Origin of the sequence: Streptomyces sp. NPDC096012, from assembly GCF_040426375.1 — a bacterium.
Lineage (GTDB): Bacteria > Actinomycetota > Actinomycetes > Streptomycetales > Streptomycetaceae > Streptomyces.
On record NZ_JBEOTD010000008.1, the window covers coordinates 130,962 to 145,207 of the forward strand.

General features: G+C 71.7%; 10 protein-coding genes, 1 tRNA gene and 1 pseudogene. 7 read left to right on the forward strand and 5 right to left on the reverse strand.

The window, feature by feature from the left end:
• Positions 1–78: 78 nt before the first annotated feature.
• The gene (locus ABVB68_RS11340) at positions 79–984 is read left to right on the forward strand and encodes an SDR family oxidoreductase (RefSeq protein WP_353600793.1); all 906 of its coding nucleotides are present in this window, start codon (positions 79–81) and stop codon (positions 982–984) included.
• Between the two features lie 266 nt (positions 985–1,250).
• On the opposite strand, the gene ABVB68_RS11345 is transcribed toward ABVB68_RS11340, so the two are convergent.
• Positions 1,251–2,132, reverse strand: coding sequence for a hypothetical protein (locus ABVB68_RS11345; RefSeq protein ID WP_353600794.1), 882 nt, complete (start codon positions 2,130–2,132; stop codon positions 1,251–1,253).
• A 58-nt stretch (positions 2,133–2,190) separates the two neighbouring features.
• Positions 2,191–2,604: pseudogene (locus ABVB68_RS11350) on the reverse strand (beta-galactosidase); the annotation flags it as partial.
• A 109-nt stretch (positions 2,605–2,713) separates the two neighbouring features.
• Between ABVB68_RS11350 and ABVB68_RS11355 the strand changes: the two are divergent.
• The 4 genes from ABVB68_RS11355 to ABVB68_RS11370 all read left to right on the forward strand — a co-directional run bounded on the left by ABVB68_RS11355 (position 2,714) and on the right by ABVB68_RS11370 (position 8,937).
• Positions 2,714–3,046: a chorismate mutase gene (locus ABVB68_RS11355; protein ID WP_353600795.1), complete on the forward strand. Its 333-nt coding sequence runs from the start codon at positions 2,714–2,716 to the stop codon at positions 3,044–3,046.
• 107 nt (positions 3,047–3,153) lie between these two features.
• Entirely contained in the window at positions 3,154–5,640 is a 2,487-nt protein-coding gene (pepN, locus tag ABVB68_RS11360; protein ID WP_353600796.1) for an aminopeptidase N, read from the forward strand.
• A gap of 526 nt (positions 5,641–6,166) precedes the next feature.
• Positions 6,167–7,528, forward strand: coding sequence for a pyridoxal phosphate-dependent decarboxylase family protein (locus tag ABVB68_RS11365; RefSeq protein ID WP_353600797.1), 1,362 nt, complete (start codon positions 6,167–6,169; stop codon positions 7,526–7,528).
• Positions 7,525–8,937: a lysine N(6)-hydroxylase/L-ornithine N(5)-oxygenase family protein gene (locus tag ABVB68_RS11370; protein WP_353600798.1), complete on the forward strand. Its 1,413-nt coding sequence runs from the start codon at positions 7,525–7,527 to the stop codon at positions 8,935–8,937. Before ABVB68_RS11365 ends, ABVB68_RS11370 begins: the two co-directional genes overlap by 4 nt.
• A 32-nt stretch (positions 8,938–8,969) precedes the next feature.
• Here ABVB68_RS11370 and ABVB68_RS11375 read toward each other — a convergent pair whose 3' ends face one another.
• Entirely contained in the window at positions 8,970–10,775 is a 1,806-nt protein-coding gene (locus ABVB68_RS11375; RefSeq protein ID WP_353600799.1) for a bifunctional metallophosphatase/5'-nucleotidase, read from the reverse strand.
• 206 nt (positions 10,776–10,981) lie between these two features.
• Between ABVB68_RS11375 and pyk the strand changes: the two genes are divergently transcribed.
• Positions 10,982–12,418 (forward strand): pyruvate kinase, encoded by a 1,437-nt coding sequence (pyk, locus tag ABVB68_RS11380; RefSeq protein ID WP_353600800.1) that lies wholly within the window; start codon positions 10,982–10,984, stop codon positions 12,416–12,418.
• Positions 12,419–12,434: 16 nt separating this feature from the next.
• On the opposite strand, the gene ABVB68_RS11385 is transcribed toward pyk, so the two are convergent.
• Both ABVB68_RS11385 and ABVB68_RS11390 read right to left on the reverse strand, forming a co-directional pair.
• Positions 12,435–13,232 (reverse strand): helix-turn-helix domain-containing protein, encoded by a 798-nt coding sequence (locus ABVB68_RS11385; RefSeq protein WP_353600875.1) that lies wholly within the window; start codon positions 13,230–13,232, stop codon positions 12,435–12,437.
• 75 nt (positions 13,233–13,307) lie between these two features.
• Positions 13,308–13,382 (reverse strand) — tRNA-Leu (locus tag ABVB68_RS11390).
• Between the two features lie 99 nt (positions 13,383–13,481).
• Between ABVB68_RS11390 and ABVB68_RS11395 the strand changes: the two genes are divergently transcribed.
• Positions 13,482–14,138: an ANTAR domain-containing response regulator gene (locus ABVB68_RS11395; RefSeq protein ID WP_353600801.1), complete on the forward strand. Its 657-nt coding sequence runs from the start codon at positions 13,482–13,484 to the stop codon at positions 14,136–14,138.
• The last annotated feature ends 108 nt before the right edge of the window (positions 14,139–14,246 follow it).

Below are 14,246 nucleotides of genomic sequence, written 5' to 3' on the forward strand. Positions count from 1 at the left end.
AGGGGAGCTGACCGGTGTCTGTCCGCCCCGCCGTGGGGGGAGCCGACAAGTGTCCGATCGCCCGTCAAGGGAGCTGAGATGAGCGGAATCTGCGACGGCCGGGTGGTCGTCGTCACCGGAGCCGGCCGTGGGCTCGGGCGCGCCCACGCCCTCGCCTTCGCCGCCGAGGGGGCACGGGTCGTCGTCAACGATCTCGGTGTCGCGCTGGACGGCGCACCGGGCGCGGAGAACCCCGCGGACGCCGTCGCGGCCGAGATCGTCGCCCTCGGCGGTGAGGCGGTCGCGCACGGCGGTGACATCGCCACCGGGGAGGGTGCCGCGTCCTTGATCCGGGCCGCCGTGGAGGGGTACGGCCGGCTCGACACCCTCGTCAGCAACGCCGGCTTCCTGCGCGACCGGATGCTGGTCAACCTCGACGAACACGACTGGGACGCGGTGATCCGCGTCCACCTCAAGGGCCACTTCCTGCCCCTGAAGCACGCGGCCGCGCACTGGCGGGCCGAGACCAAGGCGCGGCGCACCCCGGCGGCCCGGGTCGTCCACACCAGCAGCGGGGCCGGTCTGCTGGGCTCGGTCGGGCAGGGCAACTACAGCGCGGCCAAGGCCGGGATCCTCGGCCTCACCCTGGTCGCGGCGGCCGAACTGGCCCGCTACGGCGTGCAGGTCAACGCCGTCGCCCCCGCCGCGCGTACGCGCATGACGGAACGGGCCTTCGCCGGCACGATGGCGGCGCCGGCCGCCGGATTCGACGCCATGGCACCCGAGAACGTCTCCCCGCTCGTGGTCTGGCTCGGCTCGGCCGCCAGCGCCGGCGTGACCGGGCGGGTGTTCGAGGCGGAGGGCGGCCGGATCACCGTCATGGAGGGCTGGCGGCCCGGCCCCACCGCCGGCAAGGGAACACGGTGGTCACCCGCCGAGGCGGGGGAGGCGGCCCGGGAACTGCTGGCGGCCGCGGAGCCTCCCGGCGCGGTCTACGGCGCCTGACCCGGACTGCTTCGGCCGCCGGTATCCGAACCTGCTTCGGCCGCCGGTGCCCGACTCCCCTTCGGCCACCGGTGGCCGGGTCCGCCTCGGCTTCCGCGACCGGTGGCCGGGTCCGCCTCCGCCGTCGGTGTCCGAGGCCGCCGCCGTGCCCGGTGTCGGAAGCCGGCTTGCGCCACCGGTCCCCCGGTCCACCTGTGCCGTCAGTACCCGAGTCCGCCTCTGCCGCCGGTGCACGGGCCGGCCGGCCGGAGGATGCGGGCCGGAAGCTAGGTGTCGCACTCCAGTACCGTGCGGCACAGCCCGCACCGCGCGCGCACGCGTCCCCGTACCGGCACCCTGATCCGCTGGTGGCAGGTCGGGCAGGGGAAAGAGACACGGAGGTCGCCGGAGGGGCCGGGAGCGAAGGCGTAGGGGGCCGCCGGCCGGCCGTCGGACGCGTGCCGCCGGTCGTGGGCGTAGCGGCGCCGGCCCGCCCGGCCGGCCGCGGTCAGCGGCGGCTGCCGCTCGTCCTGCCGGGCCTTGGCCAAGCCCATGGTGTAGGCGGTGTAGGCCTGCGGGCTGGTGAACCAGACGGAGGGGTCCTCGTCGAAGAGCAGCGCCCGTTTGGCCAGGACGTAGCCGAACTCCTCCGGGGTGAGGTAGCCGAACTTCTGCGAGGAGACCTCGTCCTGCCGGAAGGCGTCCAGCAGCAGCCAGCCCGCGCCGAGGTAGGTCGTCACCGTGTCGGTGAGGATCTCGTTCGCCGCCGTGCCGGGGAAGGCCAGGTCCAGGCGGTGCAGATAGACGTGGGCGACCTCGTGGGCGAGCGCCGCGCCGATGTCGCGGCGATGGCTGCGGAACCGGTCGTTCAGCTCGACGAAGTACTCGGGGCCCGCCGTCAGTTCGACGTTCGCCGCATGGGTCATCTCCCGGAAGCCGACGACGAGCCGCGCATCCGGCAGCCGGAAGTGCCGCACGATCTCGCGGGCCACCCGCTGCGCGCCCAGATGCAGGTCGTCGGTGTCGCAGAACGCCACGTCGGCCGGGGCGAGGCTGGTCGCGAACGTCAGGACCGTGTCGCAGGACAGGCGCTTGTAGAGCGCGGTGACGGCCGCCCGCACCGTCTCCAGGTGCGGGTAGCCGTGCTCGACGGGTTTGCCGTTCGCCACGAACGCACCCCCTGAGACGTCGAAACCCCTCTCCACTGTAAGCGGGGGACGCGGCCGGTCACAGGGGCAGCAGCCGGGGTCCCGGCCCGTCCGGGCCGGTCCGCTCCAGCTCCAGCAGCCACAGCTCGTTCGCGCCCTCCCGCAGCACCGGCCCGGGGACGTACAGGGACTGCTGGGGACCGGCCGACCAGTAGCGGCCCAGGCCGAAGCCGTTGATCCAGGCGAAGCCGCGCGTCCAGCCGGGCAGTGCGAGCCGGGCGTCCCCGGACGCGCCGACGGCGAGCGTGCCCCGGTACAGCCCCGGTGCGCCCTCCTCGGGCAGCGCGCCGAAGGGCACCCGGGCCACACCCCCGGCGAAGGCGTCCAGGTCCAGTCCACGCGCGCGTACGCCGTGCAGGTACTGCCGCTCCTGCAGGATGCCCCCGGTGATGCCCTTCGCCTCGCCGGAGCGCGCGCCCAGCAGGGCCGCGCCGTCCCCGGTGGCTGGAGCGACCGCGTCCCCGACCCCGGCGACCCGCCTGTCATCCACTCTCCGGACACCCCCGTAGCCGGCTCCCGGCGACCCCCTAGGGTGGACCCCCATGACCACCAGCAACACCGGCAGCGGTGACGTGGCCCCCGAGGTCCGCCAGGAACTGGACCGGCTGCGCGACAGCATCGACAACATCGACGCGGCCGTCGTCCACATGCTCGCCGAACGCTTCAAGGCCACCCAGCAGGTCGGCAGGCTCAAGGCGGTGCACCAGCTGCCGCCCGCCGACCCGGCGCGCGAGGCCCGGCAGATCGAGCGGCTGCGCCGGCTCGCCGAGAGCGCCAAGCTCGACCCGGCGTTCGCCGAGAAGTTCCTGACCTTCATCATCGGCGAGGTGATCCGCCACCACGAGCGCATCGCGGAGGACACCAACGGGCACTGAGCCGCCGCGCAACAGGACGATGAGCGTGGAAGTGGGGCGGGACGGACAAAAGGCGTGTACCGATCCGCCCCTGTGCCCTGCCGGTCCCATCAGGCAGCATGGCCTGCATGTCCGTACTCACGCGCGATGAGGCGCAGCACCGAGCACAGTTCCTCGACGTCCACCGCTACACGGTCGAACTGGACCTCACCACCGGTGAGGAGACCTTCGGCTCCCGCACCGTCATCCGGTTCACCGCACGGTCCGACGGGGACACGTTCGTCGAGCTGAAGCCCGTCGAACTGCGCGGGGTCACGCTCGACGGGCAGCCCCTCGACCCGGAGACGCTGGACGAGGGCCGGCTGCCGCTGCGGAACCTCACCGCGGGCGAGCACGAACTGCGCGTCGACGCGGTCATGCGCTACTCCCGCACCGGCGAGGGCATGCACCGCTTCACCGACCCCAGCGACGGCGAGACGTACGTGTACTCGCAGATGTTCATGGACGACGTCCAGCGCATCTTCGCCGCCTTCGACCAGCCGGACCTGAAGGCCGTCTTCGAGGTCTCCGTGAAGGCGCCCGACGGCTGGACCGTCCTCGCCAACGGCATCACCGAGCGGCAGGGCGACGGCGTGTGGCAGGCCGCGGCCACCCCGCTGATCTCCACCTACCTCGTCGCCGTCGCCGCCGGCCCCTGGCACTCGGTGCGGTCCGAACACCGCGGACTGCCCTTCGCCCTGCACTGCCGCCGCTCGCTCGCGCCGTACCTCGACGCCGACGCCGACGAGATCCTCGACATCACGCGCGCGTGCTTCGACCGCTACCACGAGACGTTCGAGGAGCCGTACCCCTTCGACTCCTACGACCAGGCGTTCGTCCCCGAGTTCAACGCCGGCGCCATGGAGAACCCCGGCCTGGTCACCTTCCGCGACGACTTCGTCTACCGCTCCGCCGTCACCGACACCGAGCGGCAGACCCGCGCCATGGTCATCGCGCACGAGATGGCCCACATGTGGTTCGGCGACCTCGTCACCCTCAAGTGGTGGGACGATATCTGGCTGAACGAGTCCTTCGCCGAGTACATGGGCTACCGGACCACCGCGGAGGCCACCCGGTTCACCGGCCCCTGGACCGAGTTCGGCGTCACCCGCAAGGCCTGGGGCTACGACGCCGACCAGCGGCCCACCACCCACCCGGTCGCCCCCGAGAACGTCGACGACACGGCCTCCGCGCTGCTCAACTTCGACGGCATCTCCTACGCCAAGGGCGCCTCCGCGCTGCGCCAGCTGGCCACCTGGCTCGGCGAGAAGGACTTCCTCGCCGGGATCAACACCCACTTCGCCCGGCACAAGTTCGGCAACGCCACCCTCGCCGACTTCATCGACTCCCTCGCCTCGGCCACCGACCGGGACGTGCACGCCTGGGCGGACGCCTGGCTGCGCACCACCGGCGTCGACACCCTCACGCCCGTGATCTCCGCCGACGCGGGCGCCTGCACCCTGACCGTCGACCGCGCGGGCAGCCGGCCGCACCGCCTCGTCGCCGGACTGTACGACCACGACATCACCGACGAGGGCCGGCTGGTGCTGCGCGAGCGCCTGGATCTCGACGTCCCGCACACCGCCCCGCAGCCCGTCGGCAAGCGCCCCGCCCTGCTGCTGCTCAACGACGGCGACCTGACGTACGCCAAGGTCCGCTTCGACGACGGCTCCTTCGAGGCGATCCGCACCGCCCTGTCCGGCCTGCCCGACCCGCTCAACCGGGCGGTCGTCTGGAACGCCCTCAGGGACGCCGTGCGCGACGGCGAACTCCCGCCCGCCGCCTACCTGGAGACGGCCCGCGCCCATCTGCCGCGCGAGACCGACCTGGCCGTCGTCCAGGGCGTCCTCGCCTTCGCCTCCGGGCACATCGCCGACCAGTACCTGCGCGCCGAGGAGCGCCCGGCCGCCCTGGCCACGCTCACCTCCCTCTGCCGCGATCTGCTGCGGCGCACCGAGGACGGCGACAACCCCGGCCTGCGCCTGATCGCCGTACGGCATCTGATCGGCGTGGCCGCCCACCCCGACGCCATCGCCGCCTGGCTCGCCGACGGCACGGTCCCCGGCGGGCCGGAACTCGACCCCGAACTGCGCTGGCGCATCCTCGGCCGGCTCGCCGTGCTCGGCGCCACCGACGAGGCCGCCATCGCCGCCGAACTGGAGCGCGACCCGAGCGCCACCGGCCAGGAGGGCGCCGCCCGCTGCCGTGCCGCCCTGCCCGACCCGGAGACCAAGCGGGCCGCCTGGGAGGCCATGTTCGCCGGCGACGAGCTGTCCAACTACCTCTTCACGGCCACCGCCCAGGGCTTCTGGCAGCCCGAACAGGCCGAGCTGGTACGGGAGTACGTGCCGCGCTACTACGCGGACGCCGTCGCCGTGGCCGCCCGCCGGGGCCCCGCCATCGGGGTCGCCGCAGGCCGCTGGGCCTTCCCGTCCCACGCCGTGGACGGCGAGAACCTGCGCCTTGGCGAGGCCTGCGTGCGCGAGGCGGACCTCACTCCGGCCCTGCGCCGCACCCTCGCCGACCGCCTCGACGACCTGTCCCGCGCTCTGCGCGTACGCGACGAACAGGCGTAGAGCGGAGCCCGGCAGGACGGGACGGGGGGAGGGGAGGGGAGGGGAGGGGACGAGGGGACGGGGGGAGGTGAAGAGGGGCCGCGGGTGCAGGGCGCTCGCGGCACCTACGCCTGACGGCCGGCCCCGTCCCGCCCGCCAACGTCCCGCCCGGCCCGGTCCCGTCCGCCAACCTCCCGCCCGGCCCCGTCCGCCAACCTCCCGCCCGGCCCCGTCCGCCAACCTCCTGCCCGGCCCCGTCCCGTCCGTCAACGTCCTGCCCGGCCCCCGCCGCGGCCTGCCCCGCCCCGCCCCGGGCCGGTCCGGCCCGCCGCGCGCGGCCGTCCGGGCAGGGCAGGTTTTCCGTCGGCACGGGCGGGTACCGCTGGGATCCAACACGTTTTCCCCGTACGGCAGTACCCACTTTCGGGTACTGATCCCCGCTCTTTCGGGACGCGAGGGCCGCTTCCCGTACAAGCTGGAAGTCCCCGGACGGAAACGTGCGTACAAGCAGCCTCCGGCACCGTCCTCGCGCCCCGGAGGAGAGCCCATGAGCACGCAGCCGCCCCTCGCCTCGGGACCGGACGGCCCGGACGCCCTGCGGCCGCTGCTCGGTACCGTCCTCGACGCGCTCGCGGCCGGCGGCCGGGCGCGCGGCGGACCGCTGCCCGCCGGCGGACCGGAGGCCGTGGCCGCGCGCGTCGCCGACACCGTCGGGGACGTCCTGCCGGACGACGGCGACCCCGGCGCCCTGCAAGCCCTGGTGCAGGTCCTCGCCGAGGGCGCCGCCGACCCCGCCGACCCGCTGTGCGCGGCCCATCTGCACTGCCCGCCGCTCGCCGTCGCCACCGCCGCCGACCTCGCCGCGAGCGCCCTCAACCCCTCCATGGACTCCTGGGACCAGGCCCCGGCCGCCGCCGCCCTCGAGGCCGTGGTCACCCGCGCCCTCGCCCACGCGGCCGGCCTCGCCGACGCCCTGGTCACCACCGGCGGCACCGAGTCCAACCAGCTCGCCCTGCTGCTCGCGCGGGAGACCCAGGGCGCCGGCGTCCGGCTGGTCTGCGGCGCCAACGCCCACCACTCCCTGCCACGTGCCGCATGGTTGCTCGGCCTGCCCGACCCGGTCGTCGTCCCGGCGCCGCGCGGCATCCTCGATCCGGCCGCCCTGCACGAGACCCTCACTGCCGCACCCGGCCCCCTGCTGGTCGCCGCCACCGCGGGCACCACCGACGCCGGCCTCATCGACCCGCTGCCCGAGATCGCCGGGCTGTGCGCCGCCCACGGCGCGCGCCTGCACGTCGACGCCGCCTACGGCGCGGGCCTTCTCTTCAGCGACCGGCACCACGACCGGCTCGCCGGACTCGAGGCGGCCCACACCGTCACCCTCGACCTGCACAAGCTCGGCTGGCAGCCGGTCGCCGCCGGCCTCCTCGCCGTCGCCCGCCCGCGGGAACTCGCCGTACTGAACCAGCGCGCCGACTATCTCAACGCCGACGACGACACCGAGGCCGGACTCCCCGATCTGCTCGGCCGCTCCCTGCGCACCAGCCGCCGCCCCGACATCCTCAAGATCGCGGTCACCCTGAAGACCGTGGGACGCCGCGGCCTCGGCGCCCTCGTCGACCAGGTCTGCGCCCGCGCCCGGGAATTCGCCGCGCTGGTCCGGGACCACCCCGACTTCGAGCTGTACGCCCCGCCCGTCATCAGCACGGTGCTCTTCCGGCCCGCCGCGGCCGACGACGCCGCCGTGGCCGCCGTACGCCGCAGGCTGCTGCACGAGGGCCGGGCCGTCCTCGGCCGCGCCCGGCTGGACGGCCGCCTCTGGCTCAAGGCCACCCTCCTCAACCCCCAGGCCGGGCCGGACGACCTGGCCCAGCTCCTGAAACTCGCAGAAGGAACCACCCCCACATGACCATCCCCCCACGCCACGAGCCCGCATCCCCACGCGACCTGGTCGGCATCGGCATCGGACCGTGCAACCTCTCCCTCGCCGCCCTCGCCCACCCGCTCGCCGAACTCGACGCCGTCTTCTACGAGCAGCGCCCCGGCTTCGACTGGCACCCGGGCCTGCTCATCGACGGGGCCACCGTCCAGGTGCCCTTCCTCGCCGACCTGGTGACCCTCGCCGACCCCACCAGCGCCTGGACCTTCCTGAACTACCTCAGGGCCCGTGACCGGCTCTTCCCCTTCTACTTCTCCGAGCACTTCCACATCCAGCGCGCCGAGTACGACGCCTACTGCCGCTGGGTCGCGCAGAGCCTGCCGGGGCTGCACTTCCGCCATCAGGTCGACGCCGTCCGCTGGAATCCCGAGCGGGACGTGTTCGAGGTCGACTTCACCCAGCTCGACGCCGACGGCGAGGCCGAGGCCCTGGGCCGCACCTACACCAACAACATCGTCCTCGGAGTCGGCACCGTCCCCCATGTGCCCGACCCGCTGCGGCCCCTCGTGGACATGCCCGGTGTGCCCGTCCTGCACGCCGCCGACTACCTGGCCCACCGCGACACCGTCCTCGCCGCCGGGCACGTGACCGTCGTCGGCTCCGGGCAGACCGGTGCCGAGATCTTCCTCGACCTGCTGCGCCACCGCCCCGCCGGCCGTGAGCAGCTGCACTGGATCGGCCGCACGGAGGCGTTCGCCCCGATGGAGTACTCCAAGCTCGGCCTGGAGCACTTCACACCCGACTACACCCGCTACTTCCACGCCCTCGCCGAACCGGTCCGCGACCGGCTGGTCTCCGCCCAGTGGCAGCTGCACAAGGGCATCGACGCCGGCACGCTCGCGGCGATCCACGACGAGCTGTACCGGCGCACCCTGGACGGCGGCTGGCCCGACGCCGTCCTCACCCCCGGTGTCAGTGTCCGCACGGCCGGCCGGGTCGCCACCACCCACGTGGAACTGCATCTGGACCACCTCCAGCAGGGCAGCCGCTCCCGGCTCACCACCGGCGCGGTCGTCCTCGCCACCGGCTACCGGGAGCGCCCCCTCGGCCGCATCCTCGCCGGGCTCGACCCCTATCTGCGCCGCGACAGCAGCGACCGGCCCCGCATCGACGAGAACTTCCGGCTGGTCCTCGACCCGTCGGTCACCGGTTCGGTGTACGTCCAGAACGCCGAGCTGCACACCCACGGCGTCGGCGCCCCCGACCTCGGCCTCGCCGCCTGGCGCAGCGCCACCATCCTGAACTCGCTCACCGGGAAGGACCCCTACCCGCTGCCGGTCCGGACGGCCTTCACCACCTTCGGGCTGGAAGACGACCGGTCCCGGATGCCACAGGCCCGGCAGGTGCAACGGCTGACCCCGCTCGTCGAAGGCAGGTGACGAACGGGGCCGGTGAACGGGGCGGAGCGGCTCTAGAACACGGGGGTGCCGTTCCGCGTGAGCTTCCAGTCCACCGAGGCGAAGTCCTTCGGGTCGAGGACGCCCTTGGCGGTCACCCACTCCGCGATCCTGGTGCGGATCTCCGTCGACTCCGACCACAGCTCCTTCGCCGTGGCGACGTGCGGGAACGCGCCGCCGCCGTTGGCCCGGTAGTTGTTCACCGCGAGCACGAACTGCCGGGTGTCGTCGAGCGGAACCCCGCCGAAGGACAGGTTCCGGATCCGCGAACCGGCCGGCTGGGCGATGTCGATGTCGTACGTCAGGCCCGAGACGTAGTCGTAGTTGTAGTCCGGGCGGCCGCCCGCGTTGGTCAGCTTCTCGACGTCCACCGGCGCACCCTCGGGCGTCTGCGCGTAGTACTCCGCCGAGTACTCCAGGTACGCGCGCACCTGGGCGCCCGTCAGCAACTTGGCGACCAGCGTGTTGTCGTAGACGTACAGGCTCGACAGGTCCCGGACGGTCACGTCGCCTGCCGGGATCTGGGAGGTCCGGGAGAACGGCGAGGCCTGGGCGATCACCGGCAGCGAGGCGTACTCGGTGCCCGCGAGTGCCGCCTTGACCACGTCCTCCTGGACCTTGGTGATCAGGTCGATGATCGGGGCGTCCTTGTAGCGGGCCTCGACGGTGGTCAGCGTCTCGGTCGCCCTGCCCACGACCTGGTTGACGTACGCGACGACCTTCCGGTGCTCGTCGGTGAGCAGCTTGGTGATCCTCGGGTCGTCGGCGACCGTGTTGGAGTTGCGCAGCGAGGCGGAGACCGACTCCACCTCCCACTTCCCCCTGGCGAAGACCAGCTCGATGTCGAAGAGGGTGAGCCGCTCGGCGTAGCACAGCGGCTCGGAGAGCACGACCGTCCTGCCGGTCTGGTCGTTGACGACCTTCAACTCCGGGATCTCCACGTGCGCGTGGCCGACCAGGATCGCGTCGATGCCGGGGACCTGCCTGGCGACGTTCACCGCCGCGTTCTCCACGTACGGCACCTGGTCACCGTACGACGACGTGCCCGACGTACCCGAGTGCGCGGAGACCACCACCACGTCGGCGCCCATCGACCTGAGCCTCGGCACCCACTTCGCGGCCTGCTCCTCCAGGCCCTCGAACTTCAGCTTGCCCTGCACATAGGCCTTGTCCCAGATGGCGATGCCGGGGTTGGTCAGGCCGAGCACGGCGACCTTGACCGGCTTGGCGCCGGGCACGTGGAACGTCTTGAAGAAGTAGGGCGGGAAGGCCGGCCTGAGCGTCCGGGCGTCGACCGCGTTGGCGCCGAGCAGCGGGAAGTCCAGCTGGTCCTCGAACCTGCGCAGGGTCTCGATGCCGTAGTTGAACTCGTGGTTGCCGAGCGCCGCCGCGTCGTACCCGATCGCGTTCATCGCCTGCGCCATCGGGTGCACCGGGCCGCCCTTGGCGGTGATCGGGTCGACCTTGGCGTAGTAGTACGCCAGCGGGGTGCCCTGGATGGTGTCACCGGCGTCCAGCAGCAGCGTGTTGCAGCGGCCCTTCTCCTTGCGCACCTGGTCGACCAGGGTGGAGATCCGCGCCAGGCCCAACGCGTTGCCGGCCTTGTCGGAGTACTCGGCGTCCTTGAAGTAGTCCCAGTTGAAGACGTTGCCGTGCAGGTCGGTCGTGCCCATCACGGTCAGGGAGTACCGCTTCGCGTGGTGTCCCGGCCGCTCGGGCTCCGCAGCCTCGGCCGCCGGAGCCGCCGCCGCGCCGGCGACCGCCACCCCCGCCCCGGTGGCGGCGGACTTCTTCAGGAACTTCCGGCGGTTCAACGGCATCTCTCTGTCTCCTCGGTGCTGATTGACGACGCGCGTAGATTCTGACCTGAGCATGACCCGATGCGCCAGGCTCCGAGGGCAGAAATTCGCTCATCGGAGCGATGGGTCGCACAATTCAACACTTGTCAATAAGGCTTCACGTAAAGGTTGTTGAGTCGACATGCGACCCGGATTCTCTACCGACGGGTAAGGCCTAGGCTCGAACCATGCGCCGAGCAAAGATCGTTTGTACATTGGGGCCCGCCACCGACTCGTACGACCAGATCAAGGCACTGGTCGAGGCCGGAATGGACGTCGCCCGCTTCAACCTCAGCCACGGCACGCACGCCGAACACGAGGAGCGTTACCAGCGGGTGCGGAAAGCCGCCGACGAGACCGGCCGCAGCGTCGGAGTCCTCGCCGATCTTCAAGGCCCGAAGATCCGCCTCGAACGCTTCGCCGAAGGACCGGTACTCCTTGAACGCGGCGACACCTTCACCATCACCGTGGAAGAGGGCGCCGAAGGCGACCGGCACGGGTGCGGCACCACCTACGCCGGTCTCGCCGCCGACGTCACCCCCGGCGAACGCGTCCTCGTCGACGACGGCAAGGTCTGCCTGGAGGTGACCGCCGTCGACGGCCCCCGCGTCCACACCCGGGTGGTCGAGGGCGGCATGGTCTCCGACCACAAGGGCCTGAACCTCCCCGGTGTCGCCGTCTCGGTCCCCGCCCTGTCCAAGAAGGACGAGGACGACCTGCGCTGGGCGCTGCGCACCGGCTTCGACGTCGTCGCCCTCTCCTTCGTGCGCAGCGGCGACGACGTCAGGGACGTGCACCGGATCATGGCCGAGGAGGGCCGCCGCCTCCCGCTGATCGCCAAGGTCGAGAAGCCGCAGGCGGTCCAGAACATCGACGGCATCGTGGCCGCCTTCGACGGCATCATGGTCGCGCGCGGCGACCTGGGCGTGGAGATGCCGCTGGAGCAGGTCCCGATCGTCCAGAAGCGCGCCATCAAGCTCGCCAAGCGCAACGCCAAGCCGGTCATCGTGGCCACCCAGATGCTGGACTCGATGATCGAGAACTCGCGCCCGACCCGCGCCGAGGCCTCCGACGTGGCCAACGCCGTCATCGACGGCACGGACGCGGTGATGCTCTCCGGTGAGACCAGCGTCGGCAAGCACCCGATCGAGACCGTGCGCACCATGGCGAAGATCGTCGAGGCGGCCGAGGAGGACATCCTGGCGGGGGGCCTGCCGCCGCTGACCGAGCGGAACAAGCCGCGCACCCAGGGCGGCGCGGTCGCCCGGGCCGCCGCCGAGATGGGCGACTTCCTCGGCGCGAAGTTCCTGGTGGCGTTCACCCAGTCGGGAGACACGGCCCGCCGGCTCTCCCGCTACCGCTCGCCGATCCCGCTGCTGGCGTTCACCCCCGAGCCGGCCACCCGCTCCCAGCTCAGCCTCACCTGGGGCGCCGAGACCTTCCTCGGCCCGCACGTGGACTCCACGGACGCCATGGTCGACCAGGTCGACGAACTGCTGCTGAAGTACGGCCGCTGCGCCAAGGGGGACATCGTGGTGATCACGGCCGGCTCTCCGCCCGGGGTCTCCGGTTCGACCAACATGGTCCGCGTCCACCACATCGGCGAGGACGACAGCCCGAAGTGACGGCCGGCGGACCTTTTCAGTGCTTGGGGCCGACGTGGGTGTCCATGAGGGCCACGTCGGCCTTTCGGGCGACGGAGATGGTGAACGGGACGCCGCCGCGGGTGCAGTGCGTCCACTCGACACCGAGCCGGTCGAGGGTGTCGGTGTAAAGGGCCCGGATGTCGTCGGACTTGTTGGTGAAGAAGTACCGCGGATACTCGTACCGCTTCCGCTCACCGGCGACGAGGCGCGTCGTCCAGTTGGTGATGCGGCAGCCGTCGGAGTGGATGAGACCGCGGACGAAGTCCCAGGGGTGGGCGTCGACGACGGCTTGCTGCCAGGCTTCGAGGACGATCGCACGCTCGTGCTTCTTGCCGGGGCCGTGCTGGGGGAAGAGGCAGGGCCAGTGTTTGCTGGTGCTGGTGACCACGACACAACCCTCTCTCCGGACGCGGGAGGCGCTGTTCTCGGGGCGCACCGCGCGAAGTGCCTCCTCACACGCATCGATGATCCCCGGCCACGCGGCGTCCAAGGTGACGCGCATGAAATAGACGCCTCTGTGATGAGCGCTGATGCAGCCGTCACCGAGGTACAGCCCGAGAAGGTAGGCATAAGCGGCAGGGTCCTCAGGCGGAGAGGGGACCTCTTGGCAGCGGGGACAGGGCCTACCGACGCGATGGACGGGCTCGACGCGTGTCTGCCACGAGCGGATCGCGTAGCGGGATATCCCCGTCTCCCTGCTCACGGAGCTGAGACTGCGCCCCTGTGCCACCAGCGAGAGTGCTCGCTTGCGCGTGCCGATGTCGTGACCACTCTGGGTGGCTGACTCGCGCAACGCGCAGCAAAAAGCGGAGAACCACACGAACGTGATCCTCCGCTTAGATGAGCGACCTTTGAATCAAAGGAAAAGTGCCCCGGGTCGGACTCGAACCGACACTGTATGGGTTTTGAATCCATTGCCTGCTGCCAATTGGGCTACCGGGGCTCGCAGAATCAAAGGTTTCCCTGACCCTCCGCGCGTACACCATACCGTAGCTAGGTAGGCTCTTGTCAGCAGTACCCCTGCCCTGAACGAGGAGCCCCCGTGACCGCCGAGTCGCCCCAGCCCGTAGACGCGCCCGACGACGACAAGTCGCACGTGCCTCCGCTGACGACCCGTGTCGTCATCGCCGAGGACGAGGCCCTGATCCGGCTCGACCTCAAAGAGATGCTCGAGGAGGAGGGGTACACCGTCGTCGGCGAGGCCGGGGACGGTGAGCAGGCCGTCGAGCTGGCCCGTGAGCACAAGCCGGACCTGGTCATCCTGGACGTGAAGATGCCCAAGCTCGACGGCATCTCCGCGGCCGAGAAGATCGCCGAGGAGTCCATCGCCCCGGTCCTGATGCTCACCGCCTTCTCGCAGCGCGACCTGGTGGAGCGGGCCCGGGACGCCGGTGCCATGGCCTACCTGGTCAAGCCGTTCAGCAAGAGCGACGTCGTCCCGGCGATCGAGATGGCCGTCTCCCGCTTCACCGAGCTGAAGCAGCTGGAGCAGGAGGTCGCCGACCTCACCCTGCGGCTGGAGACCCGCAAGCTGGTCGACCGCGCCAAGTCCGTCCTGCAGACCGAGTACGGCCTGACCGAGCCGGCCGCCTTCCGCTGGATCCAGAAGACCTCCATGGACCGCCGCATGTCGATGCAGCAGGTCGCCGAGGCCGTCATCGCGGACAGCGAGGAGAAGAAGACCGGCAAGAAGGACTGAGCCCCGCACGCCGGGCACTCCCGCGGTGCCGGGCAGGGCGATCGGCTGCGTGCCGAGCACGTGCACGACGAGGCCCGCGCCCCGGAGAAGAGGGCGCGGGCCTCGCCG

Bases quoted from the DNA above. Each gene is read 5' to 3' on its own strand.
- ABVB68_RS11340 (WP_353600793.1), top strand. From the start codon at position 79: ATGAGCGGAATCTGCGACGGCCGGGTGGTCGTCGTCACCGGAGCCGGC.
- ABVB68_RS11355 (WP_353600795.1), top strand. From the start codon at position 2,714: ATGACCACCAGCAACACCGGCAGCGGTGACGTGGCCCCCGAGGTCCGC.
- pepN (WP_353600796.1), top strand. From the start codon at position 3,154: ATGTCCGTACTCACGCGCGATGAGGCGCAGCACCGAGCACAGTTCCTC.
- ABVB68_RS11365 (WP_353600797.1), top strand. From the start codon at position 6,167: ATGAGCACGCAGCCGCCCCTCGCCTCGGGACCGGACGGCCCGGACGCC.
- ABVB68_RS11370 (WP_353600798.1), top strand. From the start codon at position 7,525: ATGACCATCCCCCCACGCCACGAGCCCGCATCCCCACGCGACCTGGTC.
- ABVB68_RS11375 (WP_353600799.1), bottom strand. From the start codon at position 10,775: ATGCCGTTGAACCGCCGGAAGTTCCTGAAGAAGTCCGCCGCCACCGGG.
- pyk (WP_353600800.1), top strand. From the start codon at position 10,982: ATGCGCCGAGCAAAGATCGTTTGTACATTGGGGCCCGCCACCGACTCG.